The 26,982-nt window shown below is 35.2% G+C and carries 22 protein-coding genes; 12 read left to right on the forward strand and 10 right to left on the reverse strand.

Annotation, left to right across the window (positions count from 1 at the left end; translation table 11 throughout):
• Positions 1-842 (reverse strand): hypothetical protein (locus J3U36_RS06295; protein WP_267385849.1); only part of this gene is annotated, 842 nt, incomplete at its 3' end.
• Between the two features lie 463 nt (positions 843-1,305).
• Between J3U36_RS06295 and J3U36_RS06300 the strand changes: the two genes are divergently transcribed.
• Positions 1,306-2,898: an ABC-F family ATPase gene (locus J3U36_RS06300; RefSeq protein ID WP_267359707.1), complete on the forward strand. Its 1,593-nt coding sequence runs from the start codon at positions 1,306-1,308 to the stop codon at positions 2,896-2,898.
• Between the two features lie 86 nt (positions 2,899-2,984).
• Here J3U36_RS06300 and J3U36_RS06305 read toward each other — a convergent pair whose 3' ends face one another.
• Positions 2,985-3,320 (reverse strand): YggL family protein, encoded by a 336-nt coding sequence (locus tag J3U36_RS06305; RefSeq protein WP_220217244.1) that lies wholly within the window; start codon positions 3,318-3,320, stop codon positions 2,985-2,987.
• Between the two features lie 17 nt (positions 3,321-3,337).
• On the reverse strand, positions 3,338-4,660 hold the full coding sequence (locus tag J3U36_RS06310) for a DEAD/DEAH box helicase (protein WP_267380285.1): 1,323 nt from the start codon (positions 4,658-4,660) through the stop codon (positions 3,338-3,340).
• A 295-nt stretch (positions 4,661-4,955) separates the two neighbouring features.
• Between J3U36_RS06310 and nikA the strand changes: the two genes are divergently transcribed.
• The 7 genes from nikA (at position 4,956) to J3U36_RS06345 (ending at position 12,179) form a co-directional block, all read left to right on the forward strand.
• The gene (gene nikA, locus J3U36_RS06315) at positions 4,956-6,521 is read left to right on the forward strand and encodes a nickel ABC transporter substrate-binding protein (RefSeq protein WP_267380287.1); all 1,566 of its coding nucleotides are present in this window, start codon (positions 4,956-4,958) and stop codon (positions 6,519-6,521) included.
• A 20-nt stretch (positions 6,522-6,541) separates the two neighbouring features.
• The gene (gene opp1B, locus J3U36_RS06320; RefSeq protein ID WP_220217247.1) at positions 6,542-7,486 is read left to right on the forward strand and encodes a nickel/cobalt ABC transporter permease; all 945 of its coding nucleotides are present in this window, start codon (positions 6,542-6,544) and stop codon (positions 7,484-7,486) included.
• Entirely contained in the window at positions 7,483-8,316 is an 834-nt protein-coding gene (gene opp1C / locus J3U36_RS06325) for a nickel/cobalt ABC transporter permease (RefSeq protein ID WP_267380288.1), read from the forward strand. Before opp1B ends, opp1C begins: the two co-directional genes overlap by 4 nt.
• On the forward strand, positions 8,309-9,175 hold the full coding sequence (locus J3U36_RS06330; RefSeq protein WP_267380290.1) for an ABC transporter ATP-binding protein: 867 nt from the start codon (positions 8,309-8,311) through the stop codon (positions 9,173-9,175). Before opp1C ends, J3U36_RS06330 begins: the two co-directional genes overlap by 8 nt.
• A complete protein-coding gene (locus tag J3U36_RS06335) occupies positions 9,176-9,955 on the forward strand; it encodes an ABC transporter ATP-binding protein (protein ID WP_267380292.1) in 780 nt (259 codons plus the stop codon).
• Between the two features lie 3 nt (positions 9,956-9,958).
• Positions 9,959-11,284 carry an MATE family efflux transporter gene (locus tag J3U36_RS06340; RefSeq protein ID WP_267380293.1) on the forward strand — a complete coding sequence of 442 codons (1,326 nt, stop codon included), beginning with the start codon at positions 9,959-9,961 and terminating at the stop codon, positions 11,282-11,284.
• Between the two features lie 151 nt (positions 11,285-11,435).
• Entirely contained in the window at positions 11,436-12,179 is a 744-nt protein-coding gene (locus tag J3U36_RS06345; protein WP_267380295.1) for an SDR family NAD(P)-dependent oxidoreductase, read from the forward strand.
• Between the two features lie 67 nt (positions 12,180-12,246).
• Here the strand turns inward: J3U36_RS06345 and J3U36_RS06350 are convergent, their stop codons facing one another.
• On the reverse strand, positions 12,247-14,586 hold the full coding sequence (locus J3U36_RS06350; RefSeq protein ID WP_267380297.1) for a TonB-dependent hemoglobin/transferrin/lactoferrin family receptor: 2,340 nt from the start codon (positions 14,584-14,586) through the stop codon (positions 12,247-12,249).
• A 479-nt stretch (positions 14,587-15,065) separates the two neighbouring features.
• On the reverse strand, positions 15,066-16,979 hold the full coding sequence (locus J3U36_RS06355; RefSeq protein WP_324101041.1) for an enterotoxin: 1,914 nt from the start codon (positions 16,977-16,979) through the stop codon (positions 15,066-15,068).
• 603 nt (positions 16,980-17,582) lie between these two features.
• Here J3U36_RS06355 and J3U36_RS06360 point away from each other — a divergent pair.
• Entirely contained in the window at positions 17,583-18,533 is a 951-nt protein-coding gene (locus tag J3U36_RS06360; protein WP_267380299.1) for a hypothetical protein, read from the forward strand.
• 39 nt (positions 18,534-18,572) lie between these two features.
• On the opposite strand, the gene J3U36_RS06365 is transcribed toward J3U36_RS06360, so the two are convergent.
• The 4 genes from J3U36_RS06365 to J3U36_RS06380 all read right to left on the reverse strand — a co-directional run bounded on the left by J3U36_RS06365 (position 18,573) and on the right by J3U36_RS06380 (position 23,028).
• A complete protein-coding gene (locus J3U36_RS06365) occupies positions 18,573-19,478 on the reverse strand; it encodes an endonuclease/exonuclease/phosphatase family protein (RefSeq protein ID WP_267380301.1) in 906 nt (301 codons plus the stop codon).
• 185 nt (positions 19,479-19,663) lie between these two features.
• Positions 19,664-20,575, reverse strand: a complete 912-nt coding sequence (locus J3U36_RS06370) for an endonuclease/exonuclease/phosphatase family protein (RefSeq protein WP_267380303.1) — start codon at positions 20,573-20,575, stop codon at positions 19,664-19,666.
• A 282-nt stretch (positions 20,576-20,857) separates the two neighbouring features.
• The gene (locus J3U36_RS06375) at positions 20,858-21,787 is read right to left on the reverse strand and encodes a hypothetical protein (RefSeq protein ID WP_267380305.1); all 930 of its coding nucleotides are present in this window, start codon (positions 21,785-21,787) and stop codon (positions 20,858-20,860) included.
• Between the two features lie 416 nt (positions 21,788-22,203).
• On the reverse strand, positions 22,204-23,028 hold the full coding sequence (locus J3U36_RS06380) for a MetQ/NlpA family ABC transporter substrate-binding protein (RefSeq protein ID WP_267350859.1): 825 nt from the start codon (positions 23,026-23,028) through the stop codon (positions 22,204-22,206).
• 242 nt (positions 23,029-23,270) lie between these two features.
• Between J3U36_RS06380 and J3U36_RS06385 the strand changes: the two genes are divergently transcribed.
• Both J3U36_RS06385 and J3U36_RS06390 read left to right on the forward strand, forming a co-directional pair.
• On the forward strand, positions 23,271-24,044 hold the full coding sequence (locus tag J3U36_RS06385) for an RHS repeat domain-containing protein (protein WP_267359684.1): 774 nt from the start codon (positions 23,271-23,273) through the stop codon (positions 24,042-24,044).
• A 14-nt stretch (positions 24,045-24,058) separates the two neighbouring features.
• On the forward strand, positions 24,059-24,781 hold the full coding sequence (locus tag J3U36_RS06390; protein ID WP_267380307.1) for a hypothetical protein: 723 nt from the start codon (positions 24,059-24,061) through the stop codon (positions 24,779-24,781).
• Positions 24,782-24,862: 81 nt separating this feature from the next.
• Here J3U36_RS06390 and J3U36_RS06395 read toward each other — a convergent pair whose 3' ends face one another.
• Positions 24,863-25,825: an aldo/keto reductase gene (locus J3U36_RS06395; protein WP_267380308.1), complete on the reverse strand. Its 963-nt coding sequence runs from the start codon at positions 25,823-25,825 to the stop codon at positions 24,863-24,865.
• A gap of 138 nt (positions 25,826-25,963) precedes the next feature.
• Here J3U36_RS06395 and J3U36_RS06400 point away from each other — a divergent pair, with 138 nt between their 5' ends.
• A complete protein-coding gene (locus tag J3U36_RS06400; RefSeq protein ID WP_267380309.1) occupies positions 25,964-26,848 on the forward strand; it encodes a LysR family transcriptional regulator in 885 nt (294 codons plus the stop codon).
• Positions 26,849-26,982 lie beyond the last annotated feature (134 nt).

Consider the following 26,982-nt stretch of genomic DNA (forward strand, 5'->3'; position numbering starts at 1 on the left):
TTTTCCGTGGCTTTATTCGCCATTAAATCAATGTGATAAAATAAACTGGTCATGGCAAAGGCAAACTGATCTTCCAAATCAGACAGCCCAATATTTATCCCTTCCACCCATTTATCGGCCACTACCATAAGTAGCGTATCATCCGGTGTTGTAATGCGTTGTTTTTCTTTCAATGTTTTGAAGCAGAGATAAATGGGCTTGGAATATTGTTGAAACGAATGCGCCCTTTCACTTAATTGCGAAAACCCGAGCAACTCATCTTGTTCAGATTTTTGGATGATTTTTAGTTTACCGCTAAGATTGAAATAACAGTATTGTGCTATCCCTTTAAGCTGTCGGGGTAGCCATTGCGGGTAAATCTGATTAGCTTCGTGTAATAACTGCATACGAAACGGTTCATAATACGTTAAAAAACGAGGATTAATGGTTGGTATTTCCTGTGCCAGTCTTTCACCTGTTGCCACTAATTCTTCGGCCAATTCTGTCGGGGACAAGTCACTTGTTAACCACGCGCAAATATAGCGTTTGTCAAGATAGCGTTCGGTATTCGCTTCTTGTAAAGAAAGCGACAATAATTTGGGATTAAGCGCTTCATTTTTATCAGCCATTAGAATTAAATGGGGACAGTATTGTAAGTTATGTTTAAAATCTGTCCGCAAAACCGGAACAATACGTTCTTTTTTGGCTGCTTTATCGGCGAGGGGATCAAAATAATAATTTTGAATATTGTCAACCGAGATTAAATTGTAATCGGGTAGAGGGCGTAATTTATCAACCAGTAAATAACGATTTTTATTGTTTTCATTCATCAAGTTGATAAATTTGTCTAAATGAGCTTTCATGACTATTTCCATTCATACTTTTTATTATGCAAATTGTACTATCTAAACTTTTGTTATCGGTACAAAAACTTTCTTATTATTTTAAAATAAAATTAACATTTATTTAACTATATTTTTTAAATAACTTAGATTGATAATCAGTTTAATAATTAAAATGACAGTTTTTTGCAAGATCTGCAAGTTATTTTTATAAAAATAACAAATTAAATTATATGGATAAGTCGATTTTGAAATGAATGATTCTTGTAATTTTAGAGGAAAAAAGTCACATAAAATCAGCTTAATATCTTTAATAATCTTTCATAAATGTTTTCATTTTGTTTCTAAATTAGCATCAATATCAAAGATCCTCAAAAGGTTTAAACTATGGCATAATGTGCGTTAAATCACATTTTTTAACTTTAACTTATAAGGTATTAAAAGCATCAAGTTAAAGCGTTAATCATTTAGAGAGTAGAGATCAGTGTTAAGTACAAATAACATCACCATGCAATTTGGTAGTAAACCGCTATTTGAAAATATTTCGGTTAAATTTGGGAACGGCAATCGTTATGGGCTTATTGGCGCCAATGGTAGCGGTAAGTCAACATTTATGAAGATCATTGGTGGCGATTTGGTGCCAACTTCGGGTAATGTGGCGTTAGATCCTCATGAAAGATTAGGTAAATTACGTCAAGATCAGTTCGCTTTTGAATCCTTTACCGTGTTAGATACGGTGATTATGGGGCATACGGAGTTGTGGGAAATCAAGCAAGAACGTGATCGCATCTATTCTTTACCGGAAATGAGTGAAGAAGATGGTTTTAAAGTGGCTGATTTAGAAACCCAATACGCCGAAATGGATGGTTATAGTGCCGAGTCTCGTGCTGGCGAACTATTGCTAGGGGTCGGCATTCCCATTGAACAGCATTATGGTCTAATGAGTGAAATTGCCCCTGGTTGGAAGCTACGTGTGTTATTAGCCCAAGCGCTCTTTTCGAATCCCGATATTTTATTACTGGACGAGCCAACCAATAACTTAGATATTGATACCATCCGTTGGTTAGAAGATACGCTTAATGAGCGTGAAAGTACCATGATTATTATTTCGCATGATCGCCATTTTTTAAATATGGTTTGTACCCATATGGCAGATCTTGATTATGGTGAATTGCGTATTTATCCGGGTAATTACGATGATTATATGACGGCATCAACACAAGCCCGAGAGCGTTTATTAGCAGATAACGCTAAGAAGAAAGCGCAAATCAGTGAACTGCAATCTTTTGTTAGTCGTTTTAGTGCCAATGCATCGAAATCTAAACAAGCGACATCTCGAGCCAGACAAATTGAGAAAATTAAACTGGAGGAAGTGAAAGCATCTAGCCGTCAAAATCCATTTATACGCTTTGAGCAAGATAAAAAATTGTTCCGTAATGCCTTAGTCGTTGAGAATTTGACCAAAGGCTTTGATAATGGTCCTTTGTTTAATAATCTTAATTTAATGGTTGAAGTCGGCGAGAAGGTCGCCATTTTAGGTACCAATGGGATTGGTAAAACAACCTTGATTAAAACCTTAATGGGAGAACTAACGCCTGAGCAAGGCGAGATTAAATGGTCAGAAAATGCCAATATCGGTTATTATGCTCAAGATCATGAATACGAATTTGATGAAGAATTAACCGTATTCGACTGGATGAGCCAATGGAAGCAACCTACTGATGATGAACAAGCAGTACGAAGTGTTTTAGGTCGCTTATTATTTTCGCAAGATGATATTAAGAAGAAGGTTAAAGTGCTGTCGGGTGGTGAAAAAGGACGGATGTTATTTGGTAAATTGATGATGCAAAAACCGAATATCATTGTCATGGACGAACCGACAAACCATTTAGATATGGAATCGATCGAGTCGCTCAATATGGCGTTAGAACTTTATCAAGGTACCCTATTCTTTGTTTCACATGACCGTGAGTTTGTCAGTTCACTAGCGACTCGTATTGTTGAAATTACGCCAGAAAAAGTAATTGATTATACCGGTAATTATGAAGATTATTTACGTAGTCAAGGAATCGAATAATTTAGTTAAATGAATTGCAAACAAATAGCCACAATTGTGGCTATTGAATAATTAAGCTAACTTAATCAAATATGGTTTAAAATCGATTAGAAATCTAATTCATCCCACCAAATATCAATTAACGGGCTGACTTTGATATTTTTTAAACCATGACTTTCAAGCCATTTTGTCACAATGTCACGATGCGCTTCGGTACAATTGCCGAGTTTTTGAGTACAGACAATGCCTTTCCAGTTTAGATAGCCACTTCCTTCATATGCTAGGCCATTTGGTTGGATAGCTTCGAGGATGAATTGATCAACAATGTTATCTAAGGTTTCTTCACTTGTCCCTTCGTCAAAAGACCAACTGACAGTAAAACCTAATTCTTTAAACTCTTCAATATGTAATTTTTTACGTAAACGTCGACTGCGATTTACCATGATAATATCCTTCTATTTTAATGAGTATGACTTTGTTTATTATTTGTGTTAGCGTATTTTTTTGTTCGGTTAACACCACCACGCTTATTGGGTTGATTAGATCGATTTTGCGTGTTGTGATCGTTTTTCGATAGCCGTTTTTTAGGTGAAGATTTTGTTTTCGGCTCAGCTTTAATGGTTGGGTCAACAGCAAAACCATCGGTATGGATTTCGGGTATTGGTTTTTTGATCAACTTTTCAATGGCTTTTAATTGTGGCAGTTCGTCAATACAGACTAACGAAATCGCCTGCCCTTGATTTTGCGCTCGCCCTGTTCGACCTATACGATGCACGTAATCTTCAGCAACCTGCGGTAATTCATAATTAACCACATAAGGCAATAGTTCAATATCCAATCCTCTGGCTGCAATGTCGGTGGCGACTAGTGCCCGAATTTGTCCGGTTTTAAAATCGGCTAAGGCTTTGGTGCGGGCGCCTTGGCTTTTGTTACCGTGAATAGCTGATGCTTTAATTCCGTCTTTAGTGAGTTGCTCGGCTAAATGGTTAGCGCCGTATTTAGTGCGAGTAAAAATTAGTACTTGTTGCCATTGGTTTTTACCAATTAAGTATGACAGTAATTCCCGTTTACGACGTTTATCTACTCGATGAACATATTGGGTAATTTGTGTTGATGTACTGTTGGTTCTGGCGACAGCAACCGTTTCAGGGGAATGTAAAATCGTTTCCGCCAGTGTTTTTATCTCATCTGAAAACGTTGCTGAAAACATTAAATTTTGACGTTTTTTAGGTAATTTTGCAATCACTCGCCGTATATCATGAATAAAACCCATATCTAACATGCGATCGGCTTCGTCTAAAACCAGCACTTTAACCGTTGCAAGATCAACTGCATTTTGGTGGACTAAATCGAGTAACCGTCCGGGTGTCGCGATCAGAATATCCACACCACCACGCAACTTCATCATTTGGGGATTAATGCTTACGCCACCAAAAACAACTAATGAACGAATTGCTAAATGACGGCTGTAATCACGAATGTTTTCACCAATTTGCGCAGCAAGTTCACGAGTTGGCGCTAAAATTAACGCATAAAGGGGGCGTTTCTTCTTTTTTGTTTCGGGGCGATTTGCCGTTTTGGCTTGTTGTTCAATCAGCTTTTGCAAAATTGGCAAACCAAAACCTGCCGTTTTACCAGTGCCCGTTTGTGCACTTGCCATAAGGTCTTTTCCCGATAAGATTACCGGAATGGCTTGCTGTTGAATGGGGGTAGGCTGAGTGTAGTGTTGTTCTTGTAGTGCTTTTAAAATCTTGGCATCTAAACCAAGAGAGTCAAATGACATGAAATGTTTCCTAAATAAACAAAAATTAAATTTTCGTTAGTTATTATAAAGCAATTCTATTACTTTTGTTTGATTATTTATTATCCCTGTTAATCAGATTGCGATGAAATCGTTCTGTTAAGATTTGTTTTAACAAAATTTCGTAAGTTTTTTGCTAAAAAATAGACTAGATGATATTTATTATCATTTGCATTTGTGCTACTATTCTTGCGCTAAAAATCGTTGTATTTACGACATTTTTGACACTATTTCCATCAATGATTTTTTTTAAAAACTTTTGCATAACGGATTGCCCATGATAGTACATTTCAACCGCACCAAAAAATGGTTAATGGTTTTCGCATTAGCCTCAGCTAGCCTTAATTGTTTCGCTAAAGATGATATCACTTTTGCTAACTTTCGCGATATTCGTGATCTAAACCCTCACCTCTATTCTGGTGAGATGTGGGCTCAAAATATGCTGTATGAATCTTTAGTCCATTATAACGAAGATGGCTCTTTTTCACCTTGGCTTGCGGAAAGTTGGACAATCAGTAATGAAGGAAAAACCTATACGTTCAAACTTCGACAAGATGTGACATTTAGCGACGGTACTAAATTCGATGCGCATAGCGCTAAATTAAATTGGGATGCCGTACTTTCAAATAAAGATCGTCATACTTGGCTTGAAATGGTGCGTTTAATTACCGATATTAAAGCGCTTGATGATTACACCCTACAAGTCAATCTGTCTGAACCTTACTATCCATTTTTGATTGAGATTGCCGTCACCCGCCCTATGCGTTTTATATCGCCTAATGCCATGAAAAATGGTGAAACCAAAAATGGCGTTAATTCTTATATTGGTACGGGGCCTTATGTGTTAAGTGAACATAAGAAAGATCAGTATGCTATTTTTACAGCCAATCCCACTTATTGGGGAAATAAACCACAACTCAAAACCGTTACAATGAAGGTGATTGCGGATAATCAAAGCCGTTTGATGGCACTTGAAAAAGGTGAAATCGATCTGATTTATGGCAAAAATATGGTAGATGCCGATTCTTTCGAGCGTTTTTCGAAAATGGATAAGTTTCAGACATTGATGTCTAAACCTGTTTCAAGCCGTATCGTGTTGATGAATACGACTCGCTCGGCATTGAGTGATGTTAATGTGCGTCAGGCAATTGAGCATATTATTAATAAAAATGATATTTCAGAAGGAATTTTTAATCACAGTGAAGCACCGGCTGATACCCTAATGGCGACCAATATCCCTTATGCCAATATTGGATTAAAACCTTATCAATACGATACTAAATTAGCACAACAACTTTTGGATAAAGCAGGTTGGACAAAAGCCAACGGTCAACAATACCGCCAAAAAGACGGCAAACCGTTCGAAATCACCCTGTATTATGATAGTAATACTGCTTCACAAAAAACCATCGCCCAATATATGCAAGACGAATTTGAACAAGTTGGATTAAAACTGAATATTCATGGTGAAGAAGAACAAGGCTATCGTGACCGCCAAAAAGCGGGTGATTTTGATATGGTATTCGATATTTCTTGGGGTACGCCTTATGATCCACAATCCTTTTTATCCGGTATGAAATTACCAGTATATGGGGATTATATGGCACAACAAGGCTTAAAAGAAAAGCCTCAAATTGATGCCAGCATTAGCAAAGCATTGATTTCAACAGACGAGCAAGAACGCCAAGCCCTATATCGTTATGTGCTTGAAACATTGCATAAACAAGCGGTCTATATTCCTTTAACTTATGAACGCAATCGAGCTATTGCTATTAAATCTCTTAAAGGCATTGAGTTTGCTCCATCACAATTTGATATTCCTTTTGAGAAAATGCACTATTAATTGCGTTATAGTTAGTCATAATGTTACATTATATTTTTAAACGTTTATTGATGATGATACCGATTTTGATCGGTATCTCGTTCATTGCCTTTTTGCTGATCAACCTTGCCCCTTCTGATCCTGCTGAAGTTGCTTTACGCTTAAATGAGATTATGCCAACGCCTGTAGCCATCGAAAGTATGCGCCAAGAGTTGGGATTAAATGAGCCCTTTTGGTCTCGATATTTTAGTTGGTTATATCATGCTTTTCATCTGGATTTTGGACGTTCATTTGTTCATCGGGATCGATTAGTTTGGGATGAAATGATTCGTTGTTTAACCCCAACTTTACTTTTGGCTGTGTCATCATTTGTTCTTACTTTATTCGTTAGCTTAGTGCTAGGCGTGTTATGTGCTATTTTTGCTAACTCAGTCTTCGATCATGTTGTTCGAATCCTCATTTTTATTGGTACCGCCATGCCTAGTTATTGGCTTGGTTTGCTGTGTATTTGGTTTTTTGCTAATTATTTAGATCTGTTACCAACAAATGGTTATGGCACATGGCAAAATCTTATTCTACCAACAATAACTTTATCTTTTGTTTATATTGCTACTTATATTCGCTTTATTCGTAATAATATGCTGGAAAATATGCAGAATTACTTTGTATTTTATGCACGTAGTCGAGGATTAAAGGAACGGGCGATTATTTTAAAACATGTCTTAGTTAATTCATTACATACCACCATTACCGCACTGGGTATGACAATTCCACAATTGATTGCCGGTTCGTTTGTTGTGGAATATATCTTTTCATGGCCGGGACTTGGGCGCTTATGTATAGCCGCTATCATGAATCGGGACTATCCTGTTATTCAAGCTTATATTTTAGTTATGGCGATTTTATTTGTCGTGTGTAATTTTATTGTTGATGTGGTGCATCAATGGCTGGATCCTCGATTACAAAATAGTGGGGATTTAGCATGAGTTTAGCAAGACAGTTGATGAAAAATAAAATGGCATTATGCTGTTTGATGATTATCACCATCATCATTCTATTGGGTATTTTTGCGCCCTATATTGCCCCATTTGATCCAAATAAAGTTCGTATTGTCCGCAAATATGCCAGTATCTCAGCTGAACATTGGCTAGGCTGTGATCATTTAGGTCGAGATATCTTTTCTCGTTTACTTTATGGAATCCGTTCGACCCTCTTTTTATCCTTACTAACCATGACAATTACCATTATCGTCGGTTCAATCATCGGGCTAATTTCAGGTTACCAACGAGGCAAACTTGATGAAGTTATTATGCGCCTTTGCGATATTATGCTCTCCTTCCCTAGTCAAGTCATGATTTTAGCGATTGTCGGAGTGCTGGGTGTGGGGATTGAAAACGTGATTATTGCTAATATCGTGGTGAAATGGGCATGGTACAGCCGAATGATCCGCAGTTCAGTGATTAAATACAGTCGAAAAAATTATATTTTATTTTCACGTGCCATTGGTGCACCACACAGCTTTATTATTCGCCGTCATTTGTTACCTAATATTATGTCGGAATTAGTGGTGTTAGCCACGCTCGATACAGGCTGGGTCATTTTGAATATTTCGGCGCTCTCTTTTATTGGATTGGGCGTGCAAGCACCGACTGCCGAATGGGGATTAATGCTTAGTGAAGCCAAGAATGTAATGATTCAACATCCAATGCAAATGGTCTATCCGGGGATAGCTATTTTAGTCGTCGTGGCGGCTTTTAACCTTTTAGGTGACTGTTTGCGAGATATTTTAGATCCGAAGGAAAAAACACATGCGTAACCCCCTGTTAGAGGTTAAAAATCTCACGGTTAACCTTGATAATGGTCAAACGTTATTGGATAACATTTCGTTTAATGTTGAACATCACCAATGCGTAGGCATTGTTGGCGAAAGTGGTAGTGGTAAAAGTTTAACCAGTAAAGCGATCATGGGGTTATTAGAACCCTATTTTAAAGTCGAAGGTCAAATCCTTTTTAATCCTAGACAACCTCAGTTAAATCGACAAGTGAAAGGCGATCTTTTAACCCAGTCTGCTGACACACTGCGTCAGATTCGGGGTAACACTATCGCGATCATTTTACAGCATCCAATGAGTGCTTTCGATCCGCTTTATCGTATAGGCAAACAAGTCATCGAAACATTACAAGCACACCTTCCCTTAAGCAAAAAAGATGCCGTTGCCAAAACACTAACCATGATTAGAGAAATCGGTTTAAATGATCCCAAACAGATTTATAATAAGTATCCTCATCAATTGAGTGGTGGAATGTTACAAAGAATCATGATCGGTATTGCATTAATGCTAAAACCCGAATTGATCATTGCTGATGAACCGACAACCGCTTTAGATTCGATTAGTCAGTTCCATATTTTGAAAATGTTCGAACAAATCAAGCAGCAATCAACTACCGCCATGATTTTTATTTCACATGATTTAGGCGTGATACATCATATTGCCGATCATATTGTTGTCATGCAACAAGGTAAAATTGTTGAACAAGGCTGTCGAGATCAAATCTTTTATCATGCTGAAAATGATTACACCCGTTATCTAATCAGCGCGCGCAAACAGTTATTAGCTAAATTTGATTCGGTGGTTTATCCTAAAATGTTTATTCCGACGTTGGAGAGTGCTTAAATGTCTGCATTATTGCAAGTTGAACAGGTAAGCAAATCCTTTTTACAACCTCATCAAGGTCTGTTTAGTCGCAAGAAGAACAAGGTCATTAATGATGTTTCTTTCTCGTTAAAACAGGGCGAATGTCTGGGTATTATTGGTGAAAGTGGCAGTGGCAAAAGCACTCTTGGAAAGCTTATTTTAGGTTTAGAAAAACCCGATACGGGTAAGATCATATTTAACGGGCAAGATATTGCGAAACGAGCATGGAAATGCTCATCACAGCGACGCAATATTAGCGCTGTGTTTCAAGATTATAATGCTTCGGTAAATCCTTATTTTACGGCTGCTAATATTATTGCTGAACCCCTTGATATTCACGAAAAGTTATCATCGACAGCACGAAAAAAACGAATAGATCAATTACTGGAACAAGTTGGATTAGATCATTCATTCTGTCAGCGGTTTGCTCATGAAATGAGTGGCGGTCAATTGCAACGAATTTGCATAGCCAGAGCGATTGCCTGTCATCCGCAATTTATTTTGTTTGATGAAGCAGTCAGTTCGTTAGATATTTCTGTTCAAACGCAGATTTTATCGTTATTGGCTGATTTACAAAAACAGTTAAATTTAACCAGTATTTTTATTACTCATGATTTAACCACGATTACGTATTTGTGTAATCGAGTGATGTTTTTTTATCAAGGAAGAATTGTAGAACAGGTTGACGATATTGCCCAATTGAGTAATGTCCGTCATGATTATTCCAAACAGCTTCTTGACTCTATATTAGGTTTTTAATCTATGACAACACAATCCACCGTTAATAAACGTTATCGTTTTAACGATTATTTAGCATTGGTTATCCCTTTTATTATTTCAACTATCACAACCCCATTATTGGGCGTGGTTGATACTGCATTGGTCGGTCATCTACCCAATCCTGCTTTTATTGCAGGCATTGCCGTTGGTGCGGTAATCTTTAATACCATCTATTGGTTATTTGGTTTTTTACGTGTCAGTACCACCGGATTTGCGGCACAAGCATTAGATGATCCTCTATTACTGCGTTCTTCGTTAATTCGCCCCCTGTTTATTGCGATTGTTTTAGGCATTTTATTTATTGTTTTTCAGCAATTTATTTTTGGTGCTTCAATGCAAATCATCAAACCTAATGAAGAAGTTAGGCATTATGCAGATATCTATTTTTCGATATTAATTTGGGGCGCCCCGTTTGTACTGATTAACTATGTGCTGGTTGGTTGGTTAATGGGGATGTCCAAAATAAAAGCCGTGCTGTTTTTGCAAGTGTTGATTAATTTACTCAATATTATTATGGCGGTCATTTTTGTTTGGGGTTTTCATTGGGATATTCAAGGCGTGGCATTTGCAACACTTAGTGCGCAAGTGATTTGTACATTGTTAGGGATCGGGTTTATTGGTCGCTATTTACCCCAATCACAACAAAAAACGGATTTGAAATCGATCCTTTCTTGGCAGTCATTGAAAGGGGTAATTTTAGTTAATACTAATTTAATGATTCGAACTATTTGCCTGCTAGTTGTAACGAATCATTTTATTTCGATTGGTTCAAGTTTTAGTACTGAAGTATTGGCGGCCAATGCGGTACTGTTTCAAATCCATTACTTAATGGCGTATTTATTTGATGGCTTTGCTAATGCGTCAAGTGTCTTTAGTGGTAAAGCTAAAGGCACGCAAAATATGGCGTTATACCAACAAACCTTGCGTTGGTCACTGCAAGCGTGTGTGATTTGTCCGGTGATATTAATTGCAATCTGGTTTGCCTTTGATACCGCAATAATCCGATTATTAACCAATCAAAATGACATCATTAATCTTTGTCTGCAATACCATTATTGGTTAGTTATCTTTCCGGTTGTGGTTGCTGGTGGATTGATCTATTACGGGGTGTTTTCAGGCATCAGTTATACATCTTCTATTCGTGATTCCATGATCCTTGCCCTTTTACTTTGGTTAATCGCTCAATCTATTTTTGTACCAATATGGGGCAATAACGGTTTGTGGTTTTCCTATATTTTATTTAGTTTAGGACGCACACTCTTTTTAGTGATTTGGATTAATCGTTCGAAACGATATCTTATGCGTTGATTTAACCAAACCAGCAGTAAATAGATTTCATTCTGTTTACTGTTCGCTCTAGAATTTTGTAAATTATTTTACTTTTTGCAATCGAATTTCTATTTCAATTCAACTCTTATATAATCATCTGTAATGTGAGTCAAAACAGGAATTAAATTCGATGAATAAAGGAAATAAAACCGTTATTGTGACTGGTGCTTCAAGTGGAATTGGTTTTGCGATAGCGAAAGCCTATCTTGAGCGAGGTTTCAATGTCGTTGCCAATGGTCGAGATAAAGCTCGTTTAGAACAAGCAGCGATTAAATTAGGCGAACCTGATAATTTATTACTTGTAGCTGGGGACATTGCAAAGCCGCAAACGGCAGAATTGCTTTTTTCACACGCTATTGCAAGATTTGGTAAAGTCGATATTTTAGTGAATAATGCAGGCATATTTATATCTAAACCCGCCGTTGAGTATACACAAGATGATCTAAACACCCTAATTGATACCAACCTTAAAGGGTTTTTCTACCCTGCTCAGACAGCGGCTAAACATATGATAACCAATCAGTCAGGGCATATCATTAATATTACTGCTGCCATTGCTATGCAACCTAATTTGACTGTACCTGCTTTATTACCGATTATGATCAAAGGCGGTATTAATAGTGCCATTAAAGGTTTAGCATTAGAATTAGCATCAAGCCATGTTATGGTTAACGGTATTGCACCTGGCATTATTGAGACCCCAATGCATCCTACCGATCCCCAAGTTCAAGCAGTGTTAAAATCTATGGCTCCTGTCAATCGGATTGGGCAGGTTCAAGATATTATCAATGCCGTCATGTATTTAACGGATTCTAATTTTGTTACCGGTACAATTATGGTCGTTGACGGTGGCTCAACGGCAGGCAAATGGTAGATAGATTCAGCACTGATGACTTATTGAAACTGCCAGTAAACTGGCAGTATTCAAATTTAAATGAAGTTTAGAATCGGTATGAAACACTTGCTTTAAAGTTTCGGGCGAGTCCATAGGTGTTTTCGCCTAAATAAAGTCGATAATCTTTATTAAATAGATTATCAACGGTTAGCTTAATTTCGGCTTTAGGCAGAAAAGTCGGTTGCCAACTTGCAAAAAGATTGTGTATTGAATACCCCGACGATCGCCCTAATCCATAAGCGCCCAGATCATTTAATCCGTCATGATTTCTATCTTCTAATCCTGTGCGATCTTGTTTTCGTACAAATTGGGCATTCCACCCTGCTCTCACATTCCAGTCCGGAATTTTAAACCCCGTTGTTAATGTTGCGGTGCGTGGTGCAATCGTTGCGACATAGGTCTTATGATGCATCCATGGTGCTTGTGGTGCTGTATCTCGTTCTCCTTTTTGGATTGAGTAGGTCGCACTTGCAAACCAATATTTACTGTCATAAAACGTTTCAAGTTCAAAACCTTTGACAATCATTTTACCCGGAATATTACGATAATTTGCCTGCCCAAGCGGACACGCTTTGCCTGGACCGCATATTGATCCATTGAATCCTCGAGTAACAAAAATCTCATCGGTGACACGCTGTCTAAATAACGTGCTACGAACTTGTAACTTATCATTTTCAAGTATTAAATTATTAAAATCGAGAATATTCCCAATTCGAATTGATAAATTCCGCTCTTTTTTCAAATGACGGCTGGTTGCCGAAATTTTACCGCTTCCTCCATTTTTAGGAGTAAACTGGACTTCATAGCTTTCATCAATAGTTGGCGCTTGCCATGCATAACTGATATCCCCAAAAAATCCGACATTTTGGGTGGTTTGCCAATAGGATCCAAAGCGTGGTGTCCAACCTGAATAGGTCACGGGTGAATAGTCATGACCATAACGAGGATCGGGATCGTTATACGCTGAAGCATAATTCTTTTTACCGTGATTTCGGACATAATCGTATCGAAGACTGGGTGATAAGACAAAATCACTAATCGAAAGTTCATCTTGAATATAAAAACTATAAGTTTGCTGTTTACCAGAAGGCATGTAAGCCGGTTGGAAATAACCATTGTGATAATTTGGCTTTTTAGCATAATTTTTGTAATACATTAACGTATCACGATCATGTAGATGTGCTTGTAATCCAATTTTTAATGCATTATCGACAGCGCCGGTGTTAAAAATACTGACATTTTCAAGCGCGATAGTTTTATCGGTATAGCTAACCCAACTTTCGTTACCCATTGTCCCTAATGAAGCCACCGGATTGTATTTATTAGGACGAGTATCATGTTGTTTAGTTTTGGAATAAGTGGTGTGTAACGTCAAATTAATTAACGGATTATAAGTTGGCTGATAATTCCATTTAAATTGGGCGGATTCATCTTGTTGATCACGTTTTACCAATTTTCTTAACCATGCTGCTTTATATCCATATTTTTTAATTTGTGCAGCGGTTGGAGGTGTCATTTTTTCGACATATTTGGCAGCCCAAGGTTGCCATGAATCCCGTTTTGAACGTATACCTGATAGAGTGAAAGTGTGTTCTTCATTGGGTCTAAAATTGAGTTTCGCCATGTAGGAATCCATGTCATCTTCTGAAAACTCGAATCTTGAGCCATCGGGGCGTTTAAAATTACCGCTGTCTCGGTTGGTGTAATAAATAAGACCATCAAACATGTCATCTTGTGTTCTACCATAAACTGCACCTGTCACCATATTCTGATGATTGTTTGAATGAAAACTGTATTTGATTAATGCGCCAAGGTATTGATTGGGGTCAAGCAGATCAATCGCATCTTTAGTCTCCATTTTTATCACGCCACCAAAGCCGCCATTTCCAAACTTCACATCGTGTGGACCTTTGTTAACTTCAACTTGTTTAAGAAGTTCTGGTTCAACAAAAATCGATCCTTGTTGATATTTTTGGAATCCTTTTTGTGCACCATCTACAATAATTTTGACATCTTCAACTTTACCAAAACCCCATATATTTAAGGTCTGCCCCCCTGGCCTAACTGAACCAGCAGCACTTACACCGGGTAAAGTATTGAGCAATTCGGCAACATTATCGGATTGTTTTTGTTCAATTAGCCCTGATGAAAGTGTTGATCGTCCCGCAATAACACTATTTATTTTTTTTAATTCATCTTGCGTTGATGAGCCGGCAATGACAGTAATCACATCGTCTATATCGTCACGATTAACCATATTGTTCTTCGTTAATGGTTTATTCGGTTTATCAATATTTTGCTTTGTATCTTTATCTTCAAGCACAGACTCAGCTTGTGAAGAAAAACTCATAAAGAGTAATAAGATACTTACCTTTTTATAACTCATGTTTCATTCCTTCATAAAAAACAATTAAATCATTTAACACATCTCTAAATTTAACCTTACAAATAATAATGATAATCATTATCAAATATAGGTTTGGCAAGTATATTGGGTTTGTCAAAAAATAGACAGAAAAATATGTATAAATTTTGGTTGAAAACGTTAACAAAATTATTTTTATTTAACGGTTAAAACAACCTAGTGTTTTCATGTTTATTATCAGAATAAAGCAACGAAATGGAGAGTGATGTTAAAAACGTCGTATCGATTTGATGTTAATTTTCAGGTTCCCTATCAGATAAGCAGGAAACCTGAATGAAAAAATTATATCAGTTCAACATGAACTTTTTTACTATTGCAAATAGTTTCATTAGATTATTTTTTGTTCCATTCGTTTTAAGCCCGTTTTAAACTTTGACATTTCAAACGACTATTTTGAGCCTAATTTTATGCCTTGTATTTGCAGACAAGGCATATTGTAATTATTGTGGAATTAGCGACATGACAACTGTTTCGAAAGGCTCAAGAGTGATTAATGCCGTTTTTTCCACACTCGTTGGTTTTTGCGCATAAGCTTCACTGTGATAATCAATGTTGATTTTAAAATGTGAACTTGCCTTTGCCGGCAACTCTAAATCATTTTGTAAATCAAGATAATAAATTTGCGGTTTATCTGACGGATTGCGTAAAGTAATGATGGATTTATCTTGCGTCCATCCCGCCCAACCATATACCCCTAATTTTGTGGGATCTTTACCAATCCAATGAGTGTCGAATAAGACGTTTTGGTTATCTCTTGCCCAATTAGCAGCCGATGCTAACGTATCCCAATTGTTTGTTGTCATCAGTTCAGGCGTAATGTACATTTCTTGTAATTGCGTTCCTGTTGCAAAGTAACTCCAAACTTGATCAGCAAAGTCATTTTCGGTTTCTTGTTGCAAATGTTTTGCTTGTTTAGCGTATACAATACCATGCAGCATAAGTGAATTTAATGGAAACAAGGGACCTTTTAAAACAATAGAACGATAGGTTTCCGCATCACGATAAGTTAACCACTGTTGAACTTTACTACCGGGTCCATAATAATTGACATCATCGCCACCTCGCCAGATAGAGTCGGCATAAAATAACCAAGACGGCGTCGCTAGTGTACCAGTTGTTAGATTAATATATAAATGATCATTAGCTTTATGCATATCTTGGATCAAATGAATCGCAGCATCAAAATCACTGGTAAATTGGCTGCCGGCGATCACTTTATCTGCATTACCTGTTCCATCGAGTTTGAACATGGTAATATTCTGATTTTGGATTAATTCTAAAATTCGTTTATGAAAATTAGCATAGTATTTAGGGCCTGATAAGGCGAGTTTGCCATCCATGGTTTCATAACCCAGTTTTAATGCATTGGCAACACGAGTATCACGTGGTTTATTGTATCCACCCCAAGGTGACAACCAAATACCCAGCGCGGCGTGATATTTTTCTGATGCGGTTTTTAATTTTTTAAATTCACTCGGAAAATTATCACCAAATCCCCAGTTACCCGTTAAATTATCCCAACCATCATCAAACAGATAACCATCTAGGGTAACATGACGTTTTTCAACTAATTCTTGACCATATTGTTCGATTCGTAACAGTGCTTCCTTTTCAGTATAGGGATTAAAAAATCCGATATCTAGCCAAGAATTATAATGTAAGTACGGACTATATGGTCGCTGGCGAACTTGATTAAGAAATTCATTTACATGGCGTCTTAATTGCCCTTTTTCATAAGTGCCAATATAGGTTTTGTAACTCAAGGTATGATTGACTTGTAACGGGATAGCTTGCGGAATTTTTTGCAACACACCACCTTCATAGGCAACGGTATTGGTTAATGGATTTTCGGGAATGATAAAAAAGGTATCACTAATAATCGGCGAACTGACAACGGAGCCGTAAACAAATGGCGCTTGAGAATGAAACGGCATTATAGAAACGTCTGACATTGAAAGTGCCTGTTTTTTAGGGGTGATTTGCAGTTCATAACTGGAAAAATGTTTATCATCATTGAGAATCAATAGGGTTTGAATCTCAATATCATGACCACTGAAATTTAAATAAATTTGATTGTCTTTTTGTTGTAAATTATCTAAGTGGAAATCTTTATCGGTCAATTTTTGCCCCGAATTTAGTGTGATCTCAAATAGCGTATTAACAGTGATTGAATCATTAGTTACGGGATTAGTAATATTAAACGATGTGACGTTTTGTTGATTACCACTATCAGATAGCGTGATTTGGGTATGCTGCCCTGTTAATTGATATTCTTTAGCCCACACCGCATCAACAGACAAACCAAATGCGCTGAGTAACCCAATTGTGATCCAATTTTTGATATACGTTTTCATTACGACCTCCTGATTGATAAAAATTCGACAAAAGAATTGACCGAAATATAAATATCAGTATAGGTATTTGAGTGATGATAAATTGTGATCTTGGTTGCAGATTACAGGTGGATTGAAATTCTTAAAAAAAGCTTTTATTTGTCTCAAAATGAAAAGCTATTTTGGCTTCATGTTGAAATGCGATGCCATTTTTTTCCTAAAATAGAGATATGATTGTTTGTACCGAGTTCAACAATGAAAGATTGTTGATAATTAGACAGCGAATTTGCTTTTATTATCTGATGTGACAAAGATCGCATTTTTGATAAATGCTTGCCAATTTGAAGGCGTAGTTCAACAAAAATTCAGTTGTTGTCAACGCTATAATGATTTTAAGTGATAAATTTAAGCAAAATAGTGATATGGATGATAAATCCAAGGTATCTTCCATTTAGATGCTGTCAATAAATTAGCTATTTGAACTAAATAATTAATCGAATAATTTGAATTGAATCGAAATACAATGATAACTGTTTGTATCTATTGGTATGAATATTACATTCTTTGAATTTGTTGATTTCTGATATGCTATCTGTTCGTTATTGCTTAATGAATAATGACACTATGCAACAAATCAAAGATAACTTAGAAAAAAATCAGATAGCTATTTATTTTTCTGTGGTGATGATAGCTATTGGTCTGGTATTTTGTTTAGACAACACCTCAATGTTCGACATGTTTATCAATCCAGTATTAGCATTCATGTTGTTTGTCACTTTCTTACAAGTTCCTGTGACTGAGATTAAACAGTTTTGGTCTTATAAGCGATTTATATTGGCATTACTTATAACAAATTTTGTTATTATACCTGTTAGGGTTGGATTATTAGCGCTATTTCTACCTTCCGAACCTTTCATTAAACTGGGCGTATTACTTGTGTTACTTGCCCCTTGTATTGATTATGTTGTCACTTTTTCTCATCTTGGACGCGCAGATGCCCGTTTATTATTGATGGCAACACCTTTATTATTGTTGTTACAAATGTTTTTACTGCCTGTTTACTTAACTTTTATGATTGGCGAACAGGTCAACCAGCTCATTCACCTCCAACCCTTTATCCATGCTTTTATTTGGTTAATGGTCATTCCTTTTTGTTTAGCAACTATAATGCAAGTCTGGGCTGTACGAAATCACACAGGCAAAAAAATGATACATGGGTTAAATATGTTACCCGTTCCAGCCACAGCATTAACGCTTTTTATCGTTATTTTGGCAGTTCTACCTCAGCTGAAAGGTAATTTATCAGTCGTAGTATCCGTTATTCCATTTTATATAATTTTTGCTATTGTCGCCCCTTTAGTTGGATGGTTTGTAGGTCGTTGTTTTCATGTTTCCGTCGCAGGAAGTCGAGCGATAGCTTTTAGTGCTGGTACTCGAAATGCGCTAGTCATTTTACCTTTAGCGTTAGCCATACCTAATGCAATACCTATTTTACCGGCAATCATCGTAACACAAACACTTATCGAATTAATCAGCGAGCTAGTTTATATTTATGTTATTGCTAAACTAAAATGAATGCTAAAAGACAATGGGCTATATGCCCATTTCCTTTTTTTATTGCTCAATCAATTTTAATTTAGCGATCACTGGAATATGGTCGCTTACAAGTGGCCATTTGATACCATTCCACTCATTGCCATCATTGGGAATAATGAATTGCTCAACTTGCCATATTTGATTTCGACTTGTAAAAATATGATCTAAATCTAATCCAGGATTTCCTGCTGGCCAAGTGCGAGTATCGACATTTTCTTGTTTTACCAATGTCCAGTATTTTTCAAGCTCTTTAATGACTCTATCATTTTTAACAGAATTAAAATCGCCTAATAAGACCATAATTCCAGATACTAAATTTGGAAATTCATCATCTAAATCCAGATCATCAAACACAATACTATTAATAAAACGTGCTTGTGACATTCTTACCTCATCTTCTTCATGCCAATCAAAATGAGTATTAAACACATAAATTGGCGAATCAAAACCCGGCACATTAATTTGACTTAACATCAGGGATCGTTGTTCAAAATCCCCAGAGGGTAACAAAAAAGTTTTACTTTTTACTATTGGATATTTAGACAATATGGCATTACCGTAATTACCGCCTTTCATGTCCGTTGCTTTGCCAAACAGATAGTACATGCCCGTTTTTTCTGCTATTACTTTTGCTTGATCTAAGCCATCACTACGTGTGGTATTTTGATCGACTTCTTCAAGAGTTATGATATCCGCATCCATTGCTTTAATCGCGTTAGCAACTAAATCTAAATTAACCTTATGCTTTCTAAGCCCGCCTGCAATGTTGAAATTTGCAATGGTAATTTCTGGTTGATCTTTACCGGTATACACTTTATTCGGCGAATGTTGATATTGTGATATCACTAAATCTTCTGTTGCCAATGCATATGAAAATAACGAAAACAAACCCACTATAATCAGTACTAAACAATTTTTCTTCATATTTTTATCCTACAGCTTTTTTGATTTCATCAATTCGAGTTAGATTATTCGATGCTCTTTTTGATATTAATTGAATTTAAATGGACATGTTGCGATCACAATCACAACTTGATGATTATCATTGGAAAATACTGTCATATAAAAATGACTGATAAAAGCCATGCAGTGATACATGGCTTTCACTATTATGGTTGTGATGATTTATTTTTAATGATCATTTGTACAGGATAATGATCAGAGTAATTATCCGTAAAATCGTCTTTTAAGACTTTAACCTCAATAACGTCGTTTTTTAATGGGGGGGACACATAAATATAATCATAACGCAGCGGTGTTGAAGCTTGATCATAAAATACTTTGGTTGGCGCTGTTGCAATAAATTCTTTATTTGTAATTTTCAACGCATCAATAAACCCTGCATCCAATAAATTTTGTTGAACGGTATAACTTAATTGTCCATTAACAAGATTATCTAATATCGGTCTTTGTTTCTGTTTTTCTTTGATATCGTTTAACAGATTACTTTTATCGTAGGTTTCTTTATCCGCAGGTGAAAAAGAGTTTAAATCACCAGCAATAATCCATTTACCATTTGGATCACGGCTATATTTGATAGAATCGATAATTAAGTTCATTTCATCAATTCTTTTTTCTGTCCAAAATGGATTCATATGGGTAATAACAAAATGATAATTGCCAATATCAGCATACAGCGCACCATGCCATAGATTATCCACGACTTTATCAACATTGACTATAGGATATTTTGACGTTATGGCGACAGGGAAAAAAGCGGCATCATCAGGTTTTTCTTTCAATAATACCGCATATTTATGTCCATAACTTGCGGCAAATTTTTCAAGCTTTTCACGAGTAAAAAAATTCATTTCTTGCCAGGCAATAATATCGGCATCTTGTGCTTTTGCCCATTCGATAAATTTCTGTTTTCCGTCTGTTTCGTCTAATTTCATACCATTATAGACATTGTAACTAATGATTTTAAGGTCTTTCACATCGTCAATTGAAGCAAATACAGTTGAAGTACTTAGGATAAAACTACTGATAATGGCTGCTAATTTTAATTTCCTTTTAATCATAATGATATACCTTTCTTTAATTAAGATTGGTTATTAGTATGAGGTTGATTGAGGTTTAAAAAAATATTTTTTTCTGATTTTTGTGATGTATATCAATATATTTTTATCTAGGTTAGTGTTTTTTATGACGAATCAGTCAGCAATCAACGAAGTATTCCTTATAAAAATAGATTTTTTATTGATTATTGTTTGAAAATTAAGACATAAAATGAGTAAAAATTATTTTATGCCTTAACACAAAAAAGACGAAGTTTAATGCTTATATCAACACTTCAATTCCTTTTATTCTTGCAAGATAACAAAATTCAAATCGCTAATTGATTCGAGTGCATCAGCAATATCATTTAGTGCTTCACTATAACCATCACAATTTTTGAAAGCTTCGGTGTTGGCATCGATTATTGTTGATTTAAAATCTTTATAACCTTCACTAAAATCACTTCCTGTTAAGGTTAAAATTTGCTGCCAATTATTGAGTTTTGCTTGAATATCATTACGTCCTTGTTCACAAGCGATAGAATTTAAAGCAATATCAGGAATAGAAAACGTCGGTAATTTGTTTAATTCAGGTGTACGTTCAACAAAACGTACTCTATCTAAAGGTATATCATAATCATCTAATTCTTCTACATATTCTGGCGCAATTTTCCAAAACTCCGCTTCTCGGTATATTTTTTTTATCGTCGAGAATTTGGTAGAGTCCCTGATCGTGATTTTCTCTGGTATAGGTTTGTCAAGATCATATTTCCACCAATATTCGCTTTGATCAATAAATAAGTCATTTGTCACACTAAGAGGTAACTCTATTTCCTTTACCTTTCTATCATACATTATTGATACAGTGGTCATACTTGATTTTTTAGACATTAGTAGCATGCCATAATCAGCAGGTTTCATTTTTTCGACGATGAAATAGAAGTTCATTATTACGTAATTATTTAATGTTGGATTAATGATATTAAGTTCATTCTTTCGATTGGGTTTTACCAGAATATTTAAAGTTTCTTGGTTATAAATTAGAGTATGTTTACCAAATTCAAAAGAGTAATCGATCTTTGAAACTGGAGGAATAACGTGTTCAGTTCCATCAATGGTTACTTTTATTTCGTTCGAAGTTGGATTATCGATCATAGTTTGAATTTTACTTGGCACAAAACAGCCGACTAAAGCCAAACTGCAAACAACAATTAAAAAATATTTAATTTTAGTCATTACTTTTATTTCATTTTATCTTTTTTGGGGATTGCGATTTTACCACAATCATATATAAACACCACGCAAAAATTACAGATATTTCATTTATAATCAATAAGATAAATAAATTAAAAAAAGAAAAAATTGTAAATATTGGAATGAATATTCTTAATAAAAAATTAAAAAAAATTTTTTAGATTTAAATAATGTTAAGTGAAAAAAATAATGATTTGTTTAATAGAACCTAATGTCACTTTATAACCCTAAAAAACTTAACATAGCATGATTAGCTGTTATTTAATGGGTTGAAAATAACTTTAAAGCAAAATGGAGCGAAGGTAAATTTCAAATGCTGATAAGATTAAATGATTAGATTTGATAATAAAACCAATATCTTTTATCCACCTAAAGATATTGGTTGTTTTTTAACTATCCTATTTTGGCCAAATAAATCGACCTTTAGCGTCCGGATCTTCTTCAATAAATTTTTTAAGTTTATCGGATTGGTAAAGTTGCTTAACGTCATTTGCCCATGCCGTGTTGAGATCTTCTTTTTTAACGACAACCATTAGCTCTAAATTGGGCGATAATTCTTCTTGAATTAATATATTATCAGCTGGCACTTTACTCAACCATGCCACACCACCTGGCATAATTGCGTAATCAACTTCGCCAAGTACTCGCGGAATAATTTCTGATAAAAGCGTTTTAAATTTTAAATTATAGCTGTTTTCTATAATATCATTTAAGGTGATTATGCCTGATTGTGTGTCTGGTTTAAGCTTGATCCAACCTATTTTTTGTAACAACAATAATGATCGAGAAGTGTTGGATGGATCATTCGGGATAGCAATGATTTGATTGGATGCAATATCATTGATTGAATGATGTTTCTGTGAAAATAGAGCGGCAGATATGGAAGGAATGTGTACTAATGAGACAAGGTCGTTATGGGTCTCTTTGTTATAGACGTCAAGATAATCTTGATGCTGTGCAGCATTCATATCAATACTTCCTTCAACCAGCGCGGTATTGGCATCCCGCAAAGAACTAAAATTGACCAATTTGACGCTGTAGCCTTTTTTTTCTAATTCGGGCTTAACCACTCGCTCCATTAAAATGTTGTGCATACTAGGGGGTAATCCAACTATGATCTCTTTTTTGTCTGATTGTTTTATGTCCTTGCTTTTGTCTGTATCACAACCTATCAACACGAGCCCCAATAATATTAAGGTAGGTAAATATAAATATTTTTTCATTATCATTCCTTCTGGATTATGTTTGCAATATTTACAAAATATAACTCTTTGTTAATGTGTGTTATTTTTATAACGATAGGATATTTAGGATTATAATTATCAAGCTTTCATTTTGATAATACTTTAAGTTTATATCATTATTCGATTAAGATATATAAATTTTCTGTTTAATCGCTGATCTATTTGTGGTTAAATATATTCGTCATTCAGGACGTTCAAATAAATATAAAGGATTAAAAAGCATGAAAATAAATATAATCCCCCTCATCTATAGTTGCTTACTATTGACTTTGTTAGGATGTGATAATAAGCAAAGCGATTCTAAAATTATCATCAATAATTATATTAATAATGGTCAATATGATGTTGCTCCTCACTCAAAACTGATTAAAAAGCAGCGGTTTGAAGGAAGTTATTTTGGTACGATTGAAACGAACGCAGATGGTTTGATCACTTTTTACAATTTGAACGATAAAAAAGTCTATTTTGATTATCAGCAGTCACAATATATGATCAAAAATCAGGAACTTTCAAAATACAAAATTAATGTTGATGATAAACAAAATATTGTTTCGATAACTGACTCATCCGGCAACGAAGTTATCCGCTCAACTTATGACGAACAAGGACGAGTTGTGAAACTTGAAAACAGCATTATTGGTGGTTCCAATTATCTATTTATTAATCAAATTACTTATAAAAATGAATTAGTTGTTGAAAGAGACTATGAAATTTTTGATAAAACAGATGAAGCAAATATCGTTCCACTTTACCTCAATAAAAAGCAGTACTTTTATAATACAGAAAAGCAGCTCATTAATAGTGTCGAACATGCTTTTATTGCTCAAAATGGTCAATATGAAAGCAATGAACACAATCAATTAATCCCCACAGAGCAATTAAACTGCGTTTACGATGATCCTAACCAGTATGGTGATTGGACAAAATTATATTGTTTAAACGAACAAGAAGAAACAAAGCGATTTATTTTACGCTCTTTCGAATACTATGACTAATGAAGGAAACAGCAATGAAAAGGATCATTTTCGTATGTGGTTTATCAATCATTCTATTTGGTTGCAATAAAAATGAAAAACTGAGTAATGTTGAGCTAACTAACAACTATTTATTGTTTAGTAGTGTTGAGAATATTCCGTATTCAAAACTGATTAAGCAACAAAAGATTATTGGCAGCGATCGCCAACAATATCTATCAGATGATAAAGGTTTCATTGTCTCAGTTGATATTGATCATGTGAAGATCACAAACGACTATGCGACGAAAAAAAGCCATTTTTCGATAGATAATCAATATGATTTGGATTTAAATATGGATTTCGATGATAAGCAGAATCTTTTGCATTTAGAAGATTTAGCCAAAAAGATCGAATGGTCTTCAACTTATGATGATCAAAATAGAATAATAAAAATCGAGCGTATTTCCAATCCATCGACGATCAGTGATATTCAGTATGAAAATGGAAATATTTCTCGAATTGTTAATACTTATATCTTAAAAATGGATTTAGCCAATATTTACACGTCAAGCGAAGAAAAGATATTTTTATATAACGATAAAAATCAATTAGATAAAGTTATTATTAAATTTTTTGATGACAAAGAGTCCAAACCAACAGAGACAAAAAGATGTTCCTTTTATGGATATAATGAACAAGGTGATTGGACGAAGTCATATTGTTTAAAAATGAATGAGAATTTTACTTATTTTAATTCACGAAAAATTGACTATTAAAAGTGTTCAAATAAGCTAATTTAATATGATTCTCCCTAATACTGGATAATGCTATTAAGGAGAATTGACCTACTTGCTTACTTATAATGCGCCTACAATTCGATGAGGAATATATAACTCTTCAAGATAAGTGATATCCTCTGGGGTTAACAAGACGTTTAACGACCCAACTGCATCATCTAAGTACTTCGTTTTTGTCGCACCAATAATCGGTGAGGTAACACCTTTCGCAAACTGCCATGCTAATGCTATTTGAGTCATTGTTACGCCATATTTTTCAGCAAGTTCATGTACTCTTTTTACTATATTAGTATCGATTTGTTGGGTACTATCATATTTTTCGATAGCGGTTTTATCCGTTTTGCTACGTAACGTATCAGTCGTCCACTCTAATCGAGCAAGACGACCAGCAGCTAAAGGACTATAGGGTGTTAATGAAACATTAAATTGTTTACAAATTGGAATTAATTCTCTTTCATCTTCACGATACAATAAATTATAGTGATTTTGCATCGAGACAAATTTCGTCCAACCGTTTTGCTCAGCAACAAGTTGCATGTTATAAAATTGGTAGCCATACATCGCAGAAGCACCTAGTGCTCGAACTTTTCCAACTTGAACTAACTTATGTAATGCTTCCATTGTTTCTGTAATTGGTGTGGTATAGTCAAAACGATGTATAATATATAAATCGATATAATCCGTACCTAATCGTTTAAGTGATCCGTCTATCTCTTTTTCAATTGCCCCTTTTGATAAGTGACCGTCATTAAAATAGACTTTGGTGGCTAAAATAACTTTATCACGAGCAATATTTTTTTTGATTGCTTGACCTAAATACGTTTCACTGGTTCCTGCTGAATAAATATTGGCTGTATCAATAAAATTGATACCCAAATTTAACGCATGCTGAATGATCGCTTCACTCTCACTTGGATTAAGTGTCCATGCATGCATTTTACTGGCAGGATCGCCAAAACTCATACAGCCCAAACAAAATCGTGACACTTCAATATCGGTATTGCCTAGTTTTACATATTCCATCATATCCCCTTTTTTTCCCAACCTAGTTGTAATAGTGAGCATTGAACATTGTTAAATTTATTCTAAAACGGAATGTCATTGAGATAAACCAGCGATTCTTTTATAGTATCATGAATTAAATTCATCAATACGGTCAATATGCATAACTTTAATGAGCTAAATTATTTTATTATGATCGCTGAAGCAAAGAGTTTTGTTAAAGCGGCTAAATCGTTAGGTGTTTCATCCTCAGCACTCAGTCATAGTATGCGAAATTTAGAAACACGCCTTAATTTAAGACTTTTTAATCGTACCACGCGCAGTATGTCTCTTACCGAAGCTGGTGAGCAGCTTTACAAACAATTAGCTCCATTATATCAATCAATTAATGACGAAGTCAGCGCATTAGGACAGTTTCTTAATACACCTTCCGGAACAATTCGAATCAATGCCGCGAGCCTTGTGGTTGAAAGTATTATTTATCCTAAATTAATACCTTTATTAAAAAATTATCCTCAAGTAAAAATAGAAATTGTTTGCGATAATAATTGGGTTGATATTGTTAAGCAAGGATTTGATATGGGTTGTCGTATTGGTGATGATCTTCCTAAAGAAATGATTGCGTTAAAAATTTCAGAACCTTTAACAATGGCTTTAGTAGCAAGTCCCAATTATCTTAAAAATAGAATGATTCCTAAATGTATTAAAGATTTGGATCAGCATCAACTAATTGGTTTTCGCATTTCAGCCCAGCACGCAACAGAATTAACATGGGAATTTATGGATCAAGGACACATCATTAAGTACCAACCTTCATCCCAATTTGCGATTAACAATCATTTACGCAAACAGGCTGCATTAGATGGTTTAGGCATTACCTGGATGGGTAGACCCAATGTTGAAAAACAACTAGCTGAAGGCAGTTTGATAGAATTATTAACAGAATTTGCTATTACTTACGAACCCTTTTACATTTATTACCCTAGCCGAAAAGGACATTCAAATGTATTTAAATTAGTATTAAATGCATTGAAATACGAATGATTCAATGAGTTGTGGTATCCAATTCCATAATGCATCTTGTACCCATTTGTTGTCCTATTTAAGTCATAAACATATTACGTCAATAGACTAATGATAAAATAAGCGTGAGTTTAAAATGCTCAACCTTATTGATC

Origin of the sequence: Gilliamella sp. B3817 (assembly GCF_026536705.1) — a bacterium.
In the GTDB taxonomy this organism is placed as follows: domain Bacteria; phylum Pseudomonadota; class Gammaproteobacteria; order Enterobacterales; family Orbaceae; genus Gilliamella; species Gilliamella apicola_I.